The organism is Amycolatopsis sp. NPDC104587, from assembly GCF_055583645.1.
This window is the reverse complement of sequence record NZ_JBVJNO010000002.1, coordinates 779,396-790,444: the sequence shown is the minus strand read 5'-3', so window position 1 is coordinate 790,444 and position 11,049 is coordinate 779,396. Positions and strand designations below refer to the sequence as shown.

The following is an 11,049-nucleotide window of genomic DNA, read 5'->3' as shown; positions in this document are numbered from 1 at the left end:
ACGACTACTAGGAGGGCACTTCCGTGACCGACAAGACCGGCTGGTGGCGTAGCGCGGCGATCTACCAGGTCTACATCCGCAGCTTCGCGGACGGCAACGGCGACGGCGTCGGCGACCTCGCCGGTGTCCGCGCCCGGCTGGACCACCTGGCGCAGCTGGGGATCGACGCGATCTGGTTCACCCCGTGGTACCCGTCCCCGATGGACGACGGCGGCTACGACGTCGCCGACTTCCGCGACATCGAGCCGCTCTTCGGCACGCTCGCCGAGGCGGAGGAGCTGATCGCCGAGGCGCACGCCCGGGACATCCGGGTGATCATCGACATCGTGCCCAACCACTGCTCCGACGAGCACCGGTGGTTCCAGGCCGCGCTCGCGGCGGGCCCGGGATCCCTCGAGCGGCAGCGGTTCTGGTTCCGGCCCGGCCGCGGCCCGGACGGCGCCGAGCCGCCGAACAACTGGAAGTCGCGCTTCGGCGGCTCCGCGTGGACGCGGGTGCCGGACGGCGAGTGGTACCTGCACCTCTACAGCTCGCGCCAGCCGGACTTCAACTGGGAGAACCCGGACATCCGCGCGGAGTTCGAGGACGTGCTGCGGTTCTGGTTCGACCGCGGGGTGGACGGCTTCCGCATCGACGTCGCCGACGGCCTGGTCAAGGACGCGCGGCTGCCGGACGTCGACGACGGCGACGAGACGCCGTTCTCCGACATGGAGGGCCTGCACGAGATCTACCGGTCGTGGCGCAAGATCGCCGACAGCTACGCGGGCGAGCGCGTGCTGGTCGGCGAGATGTGGCTCGAGGACATGTCCCGCGCGGCGCGCTACCTGCGGCGCGACGAGCTGCACTCGGCGTTCAACTTCGACTTCCTGGTCTGCCCGTGGGACGCCGGCCGCTTCCGCGACGTCATCACCCGCACGCTGCGGGCGCACGACGACGTCGGCGCGCCGGCGGCGTGGGTGCTGTCGAACCACGACGTCACGCGGCACGTCACGCGGTACGGCAGGCAGGGCGACACGGGGTTCAGCTTCGCGAACCGGCTGCACGAGCTGCCGGTCGACCGGGAGCTGGGCACCCGGCGGGCCCGCGCGGCGGCGCTGCTGACACTGGCGCTGCCCGGCGGGCTGTACGTCTACCAGGGTGAGGAGCTGGGGCTCTGGGAGGTCCTGGACATCCCGGACGAGCTGCGCCAGGACCCGGTGTGGGCCCGCACGAACGGCACCGACCCGGGCCGGGACGGCTGCCGCGTCCCGATCCCGTGGTCGGGTTCGGAAGCGCCGTTCGGCTTCGGCTCCGGCGGCGCGTGGCTCCCCCAGCCCAGCGAGTGGAAGGACTACACGGCGGAAGCGGAGGCGGCGGACCCGGCGTCGATGCTGTCGCTGTACCGGAACGGCCTGCGGCTGCGCCGGGACCTGCCGGCGGGCGAGCTGGAGTGGCTCTCGCTGGGTGAGGGGGTGCTGGCGTTCCGGATCGGGTCCGGGTTCACGTTCGCGCTGAACTTCTCGGACGCCCCGGTCGCACTTCCGGCGGGCGAGCTCCTGCTGGCCAGCGGCGAGGTCACGGACACCCTGCCCACCGACACCGCGGTCTGGCTGCGCGGCTAGGACGCACCGGAGGCCGTCGCCGAGCGGACTCGGCGGCGGCCTCCGGTGGATCACCGCTTCCGGGCGGCGATGCGCAGGAAGAGCAGCCCGGCGAGGACCGCGACGGCCGAGCCGATCGTGCTCGCCACCAGGTGGCTTCCCGCCGACAACCCGGCGATGCCACCGACGATGAGCACCACCGCGACGGCGAACGCGACCACGCGGGACCCGGTAGATCGTGTTTTGACCATGCCCCCAGCAAAACGCGTGGGCACCCGCCGCCGCTACGGCGGAAGGTGCCCACGCGGGACCACCAAAAGTTGTTACCGGGTGAGCTGCAGGACGTCGACCCCGCGCGCGTTGTCGGCCACGTACACGTACTTCCCGTGCCAGTACGGCGCCCACGCGCTCGCGTCGCCCGGACGGTAGTACGCGATCTGGCGCGGGTTCGTCGGGTCGCTGACGTCGAGGAACCGCGTGCCCTGCGCGTAGAACGACTGCACCAGGATCTTGCCGCGGACGTCGAAGTAGTGCGCGGAGCAGTCGTCGGAGGCCGGGTCGCTGCCTTCTTGGCCGTTCACGCCCCAGGTGCCGACGCTCTCCAGGCGGAACGGCTGCTCGGGCGTCGACCGCCAGCCTTCGCCGTGGTAGGAGCCCTTCAGCGACGAGATCGTCAGGACGCCGTCACCCGCGCAGCCGTCGACGAAGTTCTCCTCCGTCGCGTAGATCAGGTCCTGGCCACGCCACGCGCCGTCGCCGATGCGGTGGCCGGCCGGGTGGAAGCTGTTGTGCATGAACCGCGAGGGCGCGGCCGTCTCGGCGATGCCGCCACCGGCGTACGGGACCGGCTCGTGCGCGGTCGCGCGGCGGATCTTGTTCGTCACCGGGTCGCGGTGGATCCCGTTCGTCCAGTAGCCGCGTACCCCGCCGCGCCCGGACACCCAGGCCACGCCGTTGTCGTCGACCTGGACGTCGTGCACGTAGTCGGTCTTGCCGTCGTTGCGGGCCAGTTCGATCGGCCGCGGGTCCACCTTCGGGTGCCGCGGGTCGCGGATGTCGGTGACCCAGATCGGCCGGCCGCCCCAGTCTGCCGGCTGGTCGTCGGCCTTCGCCGGGCCGCCCGTCCACAGGTAACGGCAGTTGTCGACGCAGCTGGTGGTGTGCCCGGCCGGCGCCTTCACGTAGCTGATGATCTTCGGCGCTTCGGGCTTCGCGACGTCGACGACGTAGATGCCGGACTCGCCGGTGTGCGTGTTGCCCGCGAACGCGCGCGGGTCGCGGGAGAGGAACACGAGCTTGCGGTTCTGGTCGACCTCGGTGTCCTCGGTCTCCCACAGGCCCGGCAGGCTGACCTGCCCGACCAGCTTCGGCGCGGCCGGGTTCTTCGTCAGGTCGTAGACCTTCAGCCCGAACTCGCCGGACACGACCATCACGTCGCGGCGGCCGTAGTCGAGGAAGTTGATCGAGATGGCGCCGGCGGCGTCGGGCACGTTGCCGACCGCCTTGACGTTCTTGACCGCGCCCGGGTCACCCAGGGTGCGGGCGGCGGGAGCAGCGGGTTTGTCGTCCTCGCCGCAGGCGGCGGCCGGGAGCCCGGTCGCGACCAGCGTGGCGCTGACGGTGACGGCGGCGAAGCACGCTCGTAACCAGGTGCGCACGCGAACCTCCCAGAACGCTCGAAGCGTGACCAACCGAACGGTACGACGGAGATCAACCGGACACAACCGTCTTTGGTTTGCATCCGACTGGTAGGACTGGCCCATGCGCCTGCTCGCCCTCGCCGCCGTCCTGGCTCTCGCCGTCACGGGCTGTTCCGGATCCGACCCGGCCCGCCCGGGTGTCCTGTCGGCGGGGATCCGGGAGCCCGCGACGCTGCTGCCCGCCGACGTCACCGACCAGGCCGGCCGGCTGCTGACCGGCGCGCTGTGGACCCCGCTCGCCGACTACGACGCCGCGTCCGGGAAGGTCACGCCGCGCGCGGCCGAGTCGATCGAGAGCGCCGACCGGGTCCACTGGACGGTCAAGCTGCGGCCGGCGAAGTTCCACGACGGCACGCCGGTCACCGCGCAGTCCTATGTGGACACCTGGAAGGCGGTCGCCTCTTCACAGTGGGCTTCCGCGCCCGTGTTGACGAAGTTGTTGCGCGCCCGCGAGATCACGGCGTCCACTCCGGACACGATCACGGTGACGCTGGACCGGCCGTCCGGCCAGGTGCCCGCGCTGCTGTCGGCGCCCGGCCTGGTGCCGCTGCCCGCGTCGGTGCTGGCGTCGGGCGACTGGACCGGGTTTGCCGCGGCGCCCGTCGGCAACGGCCCGTACCGCCTCGACGGGCCGTGGAAGCCCGGGTCGGGCGGCACGCTCAAGCGCGTCGGCGAGGGCAAGGCCGAGGAGATCGACCTGCGCGTCGGCGATCCGGCCGCCCAGTACGACGAGGTCAAGGCGGGCACGCTGGACCTCGCGACCGAGGTCCCCGGCGAGAAGCACGAGGCGATGCACGAGTTCGGCGACCGCCACACGACGTGGGACCTGCCGCGAGCGGCCTACCTGGTGTTCCCGGTGACGAACCCTCGCTTCGCCGACGCGACGGTGCGTCACGGCTTCGCCCTCGGCGTCGACCGCGCGGCCCTCGAAGCCGGGCCGCTCGCGCACCAGGTCGACCCGGCCAAGGCGCTGCTGCCCCCGGCGGACGCGCCGGGGGAACGCTCCGGCACGTGCCGCCCATGCAGCTTCGACGCGGCGGCGGGCAAGGCACTGCTGAAGCAGGCGGCCTTCCCGGGCGGCGCGACCGTCTACTTCGGACCCGGCAGCGAGGAGTGGACGCGCAGTCTGGTCGTGGGACTGCACAAGGCGTTGGACGTTTCGGTGACGGCGCAGGCCCGAGCGGCGGGCGCCCTGGACGGCCCGGCCGCCGTCGACGTGCGCCTGGCGACGGCGAGCCCGTACGAACTGCTGTCCGAGCTGGCGGCCGAGTCGGGTTACGCCGACGAGGTGTTCCGCCAGAACCTCGCCCTGGCCGACGCGGCGGCGACCCCGGAGGAGGCGGGCGAGCTGTACCGGCTGGCGGAGAACCAGCTGCTGCGCGACCTCCCGGCGGCCCCGCTGTGGTCCGGCCACGGTCACGCGGTCTGGTCGTCCCGCACCCACGACGTCAAGACGACGCCGTTCACCGGTCCGGTGCTGGCGGGGATTTCGGTCTCGTGAGCTGGGACCCGGCCTCCCCGGCCAAAGTGGCGGCACTGTTCTCGGGGATGCGCGCGCCGTGGTGGATCGCGGGCGGGTACGCGATCGAATTCGCCGTCGGGCACGCGTTCCGCGAGCACGGCGACGTCGACGTCCTGCTGCTCCGCCGCGACCAGCTCGCGGTGCAGGAGGCGCTGCCGACGTGGGAGTGGTGGGCGGCCGACCCACCGGGCACGCTGCGCCCCTGGCGCCGCGGCGAGCTCCTGCCGCGCGGGGTCGACGACGTCTGGTGCCGGCCGTCGGCGTCCGCGCCGTGGCGGATCCAGATCATGCTCGACGAGTCCGAGGACGGTTTCTGGTTCGCGCGCCACAACCCGGCCGTGCGGCGGGCCGTCGCCGACCTGGGTGCGGTCACCGCGGACGGGATCCCTTATCTGGCACCGGAAGTCCAGCTGTTCGCCAAGGCGCGCGGCACCCGGCCCAAGGACGAGCGGGACTTCGCTGAAGCGCTGCCGGTGCTCGACGACGCTCAGCGCCGCTGGCTCGCGACGGCGTTGGAGCCGGGCCATCCCTGGCTCGACCGGCTCTAGATCGTGGCGTGCTCCACCAGGGTCTCGATGAACGCCGCGGTCAGCGGGTCCGGCTCCGCGCGGGTGTAGGCGACCAGAGTCCTGCAGACCGGCACGCTCGGGCGCAGCACCCGGCCGTCGAACCGCGCCGGGAGGACGTTCGCCGGGACCAGCGCCGGCCCGAGGCCCGCCGCCGCGAGGATCGGGGCCGCCGCCGTCTGCTCGGTGCGGACCGCCGCCCGGGGGCGGAAGCCCGCCGCCGCGCAGGTCGTGTCGACCAGCTCGGCCAGGCCGTTGCCCGGCGCGTAGTGCACCCACGCGCAGTCGGCCAGCGTGGCCAGGTCGACCACGCCCGCCGTGGTGTCCTCCGACGCCCCGTCCGCCGGCAGGACGACCACGAACTCCTCCACCCCCAGCTCCCGCACCGGTCCGGCCCAGCCGGACGGCCGCGGGCCGAGTGCGACGTCGGCCTCGCCCGCGGCCATCGCGTCGCGCAGCTCGTCGGCGTGCCGGAACTCGATCAGCCGGACGTCGACGTCCGGCCGGTCGCGCCGCCACACGCGCAACGCCGGCGGCAGCACCCCGAGGCTCACCGAATACACCGTCGCGACCTGCAGCTCCCCCGCCGTCGTTCCGGACGCGAGCCGCGCGGCGCAGCGGGCGCGTTCGGCGTCGGCCAGCGCCGCCCGCGCGTGCGGCAGCATCGCCCGGCCCATCGGCGTGAGCCGGACGGTGCGCGGCAGCCGTTCCAGCAGCGGCCCGCCGAGGCCCTGCTCGAGCGCCCGCATCTGGTGCGACAGCGCGGGCTGCGTCACGTGCAGCTGCTCCGCGGCGCGGGTGAACGAGCCGGTGTCGACCACCGTGACCAGGTACTCGAGCTGCCGGAGACTTGTCATGAACACAGCTTATCGCTGACGTGACAACTAAGCCTTGGACTTATCGCACGGCGCTGCACAGGCTGGTCTCATGGAACGCAAGACAGCCCTGGTGGCCGGGGCGAACGGGATCATCGGCCAGAACCTCGTCGAGCACCTGCGCGCGGACGGCGGCTGGGACGTCGTCGGCCTGTCGCGCCGCGGCGGCCCGGGAAATGTCGCCGTCGACCTGCTCGACCCGGCCGACACGCGGGCGAAGGTCGGCCCGCTGACCGCCACGACGCACCTCTTCTACGCCGCCTACCAGGACAAACCGACGTGGGCGGAGCTGGTGGCGCCGAACCTGGCGATGCTGACGAACGTCGTCGAAGCGCTGGCGTCGTCGCGGCTCGAGCACGTCAGCCTGATGCAGGGGTACAAGGTCTACGGCGCGCACCTCGGGCCGTTCAAGACCCCGGCGCGCGAGACGGACGCGGGCCACATGCCACCGGAGTTCAACGTCGACCAGCAACGCTTCTTGGAGCGGCGCGGCGGCTCGTGGTCGGCGATCCGCCCGTCGGTGGTCGGCGGCACCGCGCTGGGCAACCCGATGAACCTGGCGCTGGTGATCGCGGTCTACGCGTCGATCTCGAAGGAACTGGGGCTGCCGCTGCGGTTCCCGGGCAAGCCGGGCGCGTACGACAGCCTGCTGGAGATGACGGACGCGGGCCTGCTGGCCGACGCGACGATCTGGGCGACGGGCCACGAAGGCGCGTTCAACATCGCGAACGGCGACCTGTTCCGCTGGCGCGAGCTGTGGCCGAAGCTGGCAGCGTACTTCGGGCTGGAGGTCGCGCCACCACTGCGGATGTCCCTTGTGGACGTCATGGCCGACAAGGCTCCACTGTGGACGTCCATGATGGAGCGGCACGGCTTGTCCGCGTCCTACCAGGACGTTTCCCGCTCATGGACGTTCGGTGACTTCGTGTTCGGCTGGGACTACGACATGTTCGCGGACACTTCGAAGTCGCGCCGCGCGGGTTTTCATTCCTCTGTGGAGACGGAGCAGATGTTCTACCGGCTCTTCGACGAGTTCCGGAAGGCGCGGGTGATCCCCTAACCGCGGCCGATGAACGGCATCGTCGTCGCCGTGACGGTGAGGAACTGGACGTTGGTGTCCAGCGGCAGCCCCGCCATGTACCGGACCGCGTCGGCGACGTGCCGGACGTCGAAGGTCGGCTCGGCGATCACCCGGCCGTCGGCCTGCGGGATGCCCGCCGCCATCCGCTCGGTCATCTCGGTGGCGGCGTTGCCGATGTCGATCTGCCCGCACGCGACGTTCCAGGCCCGGCCGTCCAGCGAGATCGACCGCGTCAGCCCGGTGACGGCGTGCTTCGTTGCGGTGTAGGCGACACTCGCGGGCCGCGGGACGTGCGCGGAGATCGAGCCGTTGTTGACGATCCGGCCGCCGCGCGGGTCCTGGTCCTTCATCTGCCGGACGGCCTCCCGCGCGCAGAGGAACATGCCGGTGAGGTTGACGTCGACGGTCCGTTTCCAGTCCTCGACGGACAGGTCGGCGATCGTGCCCGCCGCGCCGATCCCGGCGTTGTTGACCAGCAGGTCGAGCCGTCCCCACTCGGCGCGGACCGCCGCGAACAGCTCGGCGACGGAGTCTTCGCGGGACACGTCGGTGGGCACGACGAGCGCGTCGTCGTACCCGGCGGCGGTTTCCGTGAGCGCCTCGGCCCGCCGTCCGGCGAGCGCGACGGACCAGCCGTCCGCGAGCAGAGCCCGCGCCACCGCCCGCCCGATGCCCGAACCGGCCCCGGTCACCACCGCCGTCTTCGTCATGCCCCCGACCCTAACGAAAGAGGGCCCGGCGAACACCGGGCCCTCTTCGTCAGCCAATGCGCACTTACTTCGGCTGGACACCCAGCGCGGCGAGCGCCGGGCCGGCCATGATCACGCCGTTGCCGGTCACCGTGTCGAACCCGGGCGCGCCGAGGTCGATCGCCGACGACACGAGCGCGCTGCGGATCTGCGCCGGGGTCGCGGTCGGCTTGCCCGAGAGCAGCAGGGCCGCGATGGCCGCCGCGTGCGGGGCCGCCGCCGACGTCCCGAAGAACGGCTGGAAGCCGGTCACCGAGGTCGCCACGCCGTCCGCCGCCGTGATGTCCGGCTTGTTCCGCGTCGTGCCCCCCGTCGAGGACACGTTGCCCGGCGTGATCGCCGTGCCGTCCGCGTTGTAGAACAGGTGCCGCTTGCCGTCGGAGGAGAACCGCTCCCACTTGCTCGACGCGCTGAACAGGCCGGGGTACGGGCCGGCCGGGTTGGCCGGGTCACCGGTCTCCAGCGGGCGGGTGAAGGCCGGGCCCGCCGGGGCCGCCGCCACGCTGAAGGCGTTCGCCGCGGACGAGTGGCCGTTCGTGACCCCGTTGGTGCTGAACGCCTTCAGCGAACCCGACGCCACGAACCGGCCGCGGATCACGTTCAGCGCGATGAACCGGTCGGCGCCGCTGTACTTGACCACCGCGACCTTGTAGCCGGAGCCGGTCGTCGGCACGCTCGCGACCTCGTACGGGTTCTGCGAACCGGACTGGCCGTTCTCGCTGGAGGCCACGACGCTGCCCGAAGAGTTCAGGATGAACAGGTCGTAGTCGTTGGCGGACTTGCCCCACGGGTCGGACCAGAACAGCGTCACCGGCTTGCCGAGCGAGCCCGCCGAAAGCGCGTCGAAGTTCTGCGTGGTGCTGCTGGGGTCGAAGTCGTGCGGCGTGCCGGTGACCCCGGTGATCTTCGTCGACGAAGCGCGGAAGTCGCCTTCGTAGTACCCGCTGGTGCCGTCGGTCGCGTTGCCCGAGTTGCCCGCCGAGGAGAAGTACAGGACACCCGCCGCGGTGACGTCGTTGACCGCCTGCGCGACCTGCGTGTCCTGGAACGGCGACTCGTCGAAGTAGGCGACGTCGTCGACGATGACCTGGCAGTGCCCGGTGGTGCGCAGCGCGCGGATGTTGGCGGCGAAGCTGGCTTCGCTGGTGAACGCGGTCGCGAAACCGAGGGTCGCGTTCGGCGCGAGGTCGTGGATGATCTCGAGCATCGCGGTGCCCTCGTCGCCGCTGCCTTTCTGGCCGGACAGGACGTCCACCGCGGGCAGTTCGCCTGCGCTCTGGGACTTCGCGAGCGAGTCGACGCCGTCGGAGAGCACGCAGACCTTGATGCCGGAGCCGCTGACGCCGTAGGTCGTGCGGGCGGTGTCGGCGCCGTGCGCCTTGTCGCCTTGGGACACCTGGGTCGCGGCCTGCACCGCGGCGGTCACGCCGGCGTCGCGGTTGCCCGGCTCGTGCCACGTCGTGGCCTGGGCGGCGGGCTTGACGTCGGTGACGTCGGCGCGCCCGGCGATCGTGTCCACGGCGGACAGCGGCAGGTCGGCGCGGACGGCCCCGTCCGGCGCGGCGAAGCGGACGGTGCCGCCCGCGGCCCGGACGGCGTTCGCGACGGCCTGGCCGTGCGCGGCGATGTCGACCGCGACCGTGCCGGCGGTGCTCACACCGACGCCGGAGCGGTACTCGGGCAGCTTCGCGGCGAGCGAACGGTCGGCGCGCAACCGCTTCTCGACGACCAGTTGGCTCGATTGCTTGCGCTCCGCGGGACTGAGGCTCTTCTTGATGCTCTGCAGCGCGTTGATGCCCGCCTCGGTGCGCGCGGTCGCCGCGTCCACCGTGGACGGCTGCGCCGCCGAAACCCCCGTCGTCAGCAGCAACGCGCCGACCGTCAGCGGTACCGCGTGTGCGGCGACCCGGCTGAATCTCACCATCGATGTCTCCCTGGAGTACTCGGTCGCTCGACCGAATGACACCCGACCGGTGTACTGGGGAGAATCTAAGTAGTGACCGTGCGGCGGACCAGCGACCAAAGTCGGGAACGTCCGGTCGTCCACATGGTGGAACGATCAGGGAAACGTGAGAACGATTTTTCCGCGCCCGTGCCCGGTCTCGATCTCCCGATGGGCCGCGGCGGCTTCGGTGTACGGGTATGCGCGGCGCACGAAGAATCGCAAGTCGCCTTTCGCGTAGAGGGCCGCCAGCTCAGCGAGGCGCGCGGCGGAGCGTCCGGACTTCGAGACGAGCACCCCGAGCTCCGCGGCCCGTCCATGGTCGACGAGCGTGAGGATCCGCGTCCGGTCCTTCACCAGTTCGAGTGAGACATCAAGAGCGTGCCCACCGGCGCCGTCGAGCACGACGTCGATCCCCAACGGCGCGACGCGGTCCTTCAGCCCTTCGCCGTAGACGACCGGGATCGCGCCCAGCTCGCGCAGGTAGTCCTGGTTGGCCGCGCTCGCGGTGCCGACCACCCGGGCGCCCCGGAGCCGGGCGAGCTGGACGGCGGCGGTCCCGACCGACCCGGCGGCGCCGTGGACGAGCAGCGTCTCCCCCGCCCGCAGCCGCAGCACTTCGAGGGCGATGGAGGCGGTCTGCGTCCCGGCGCTGAACCCGCCGGCGACCTCCCACGGCATTTCGGGCGGCTTCGGCGTGACGTCGGTGGCGGGCACGACGATGAATTCGGCGGCGGCCTGGACGGCGGTGAAGCCGAGGACTTCGGCGCCGACGCCGTCACCCTCGTCGATGACGCCGGCGAACTCGTTGCCGGGCACGCGAGGCCAGCCGAGCTTCAGCCCGGGCGGCTCCCACCCACCCCGCACGGCAGCGTCGTACGGCTGCACCCCGGCAGCCTTGACGCGCACCCGCACCTGCCCGGGCCCGGCGTGCGGCTCGGGCAGGTCGACGACTTTAAGCACTTCGGGCCCGCCGAACTCGGTGAACGCTGCGGCTTTCATGGCTTCCCTCCGATTTGTCGGAGTTCAGCCTG

General features: G+C 72.0%; 10 protein-coding genes. 4 read left to right on the top strand and 6 right to left on the bottom strand.

All coding sequences use genetic code 11. From position 1 onward, the window contains the following. The first annotated feature begins 23 nt into the window (after positions 1-23). The gene (locus tag ACZ61C_RS08080) at positions 24-1,601 is read left to right on the top strand and encodes a glycoside hydrolase family 13 protein (RefSeq protein ID WP_465304141.1); all 1,578 of its coding nucleotides are present in this window, start codon (positions 24-26) and stop codon (positions 1,599-1,601) included. Between the two features lie 50 nt (positions 1,602-1,651). Here ACZ61C_RS08080 and ACZ61C_RS08075 read toward each other — a convergent pair whose 3' ends face one another. Continuing rightward, a complete protein-coding gene (locus ACZ61C_RS08075) occupies positions 1,652-1,801 on the bottom strand; it encodes a hypothetical protein (protein ID WP_465304139.1) in 150 nt (49 codons plus the stop codon). A gap of 102 nt (positions 1,802-1,903) precedes the next feature. After that, a complete protein-coding gene (locus ACZ61C_RS08070) occupies positions 1,904-3,238 on the bottom strand; it encodes an LVIVD repeat-containing protein (RefSeq protein WP_465304137.1) in 1,335 nt (444 codons plus the stop codon). Positions 3,239-3,341: 103 nt separating this feature from the next. Here ACZ61C_RS08070 and ACZ61C_RS08065 point away from each other — a divergent pair, with 103 nt between their 5' ends. Both ACZ61C_RS08065 and ACZ61C_RS08060 read left to right on the top strand, forming a co-directional pair. Continuing rightward, complete coding sequence (locus ACZ61C_RS08065) at positions 3,342-4,781, top strand: peptide ABC transporter substrate-binding protein (protein ID WP_465304135.1); 1,440 nt, start codon at positions 3,342-3,344, stop codon at positions 4,779-4,781. Then, the gene (locus ACZ61C_RS08060; protein WP_465304133.1) at positions 4,778-5,350 is read left to right on the top strand and encodes a nucleotidyltransferase domain-containing protein; all 573 of its coding nucleotides are present in this window, start codon (positions 4,778-4,780) and stop codon (positions 5,348-5,350) included. Before ACZ61C_RS08065 ends, ACZ61C_RS08060 begins: the two co-directional genes overlap by 4 nt. Here ACZ61C_RS08060 and ACZ61C_RS08055 read toward each other — a convergent pair. Beyond that, a complete protein-coding gene (locus tag ACZ61C_RS08055) occupies positions 5,347-6,225 on the bottom strand; it encodes a LysR family transcriptional regulator (RefSeq protein ID WP_465304131.1) in 879 nt (292 codons plus the stop codon). The genes ACZ61C_RS08060 and ACZ61C_RS08055 overlap by 4 nt on opposite strands. A gap of 70 nt (positions 6,226-6,295) precedes the next feature. On the opposite strand from ACZ61C_RS08055, the gene ACZ61C_RS08050 reads away from it, so the two are divergent. Further along, entirely contained in the window at positions 6,296-7,303 is a 1,008-nt protein-coding gene (locus ACZ61C_RS08050; RefSeq protein ID WP_465304129.1) for an SDR family oxidoreductase, read from the top strand. Here ACZ61C_RS08050 and ACZ61C_RS08045 read toward each other — a convergent pair. The 3 genes from ACZ61C_RS08045 to ACZ61C_RS08035 form a co-directional block, all read right to left on the bottom strand. Continuing rightward, complete coding sequence (locus ACZ61C_RS08045; protein ID WP_465304127.1) at positions 7,300-8,034, bottom strand: SDR family oxidoreductase; 735 nt, start codon at positions 8,032-8,034, stop codon at positions 7,300-7,302. The two genes, ACZ61C_RS08050 and ACZ61C_RS08045, sit on opposite strands and share 4 nt — an antisense overlap. 64 nt (positions 8,035-8,098) lie before the next feature. Continuing rightward, positions 8,099-9,997, bottom strand: coding sequence for a S8 family peptidase (locus ACZ61C_RS08040; protein ID WP_465304125.1), 1,899 nt, complete (start codon positions 9,995-9,997; stop codon positions 8,099-8,101). A gap of 135 nt (positions 9,998-10,132) precedes the next feature. After that, positions 10,133-11,017, bottom strand: a complete 885-nt coding sequence (locus tag ACZ61C_RS08035; RefSeq protein WP_465304123.1) for an NADP-dependent oxidoreductase — start codon at positions 11,015-11,017, stop codon at positions 10,133-10,135. Positions 11,018-11,049 lie beyond the last annotated feature (32 nt).

Bases quoted from the DNA above. Each gene is read 5' to 3' on its own strand.
- ACZ61C_RS08055 (WP_465304131.1), bottom strand. From the start codon at position 6,225: ATGACAAGTCTCCGGCAGCTCGAGTACCTGGTCACGGTGGTCGACACC.
- ACZ61C_RS08045 (WP_465304127.1), bottom strand. From the start codon at position 8,034: ATGACGAAGACGGCGGTGGTGACCGGGGCCGGTTCGGGCATCGGGCGG.
- ACZ61C_RS08050 (WP_465304129.1), top strand. From the start codon at position 6,296: ATGGAACGCAAGACAGCCCTGGTGGCCGGGGCGAACGGGATCATCGGC.
- ACZ61C_RS08035 (WP_465304123.1), bottom strand. From the start codon at position 11,017: ATGAAAGCCGCAGCGTTCACCGAGTTCGGCGGGCCCGAAGTGCTTAAA.
- ACZ61C_RS08040 (WP_465304125.1), bottom strand. From the start codon at position 9,997: ATGGTGAGATTCAGCCGGGTCGCCGCACACGCGGTACCGCTGACGGTC.
- ACZ61C_RS08065 (WP_465304135.1), top strand. From the start codon at position 3,342: ATGCGCCTGCTCGCCCTCGCCGCCGTCCTGGCTCTCGCCGTCACGGGC.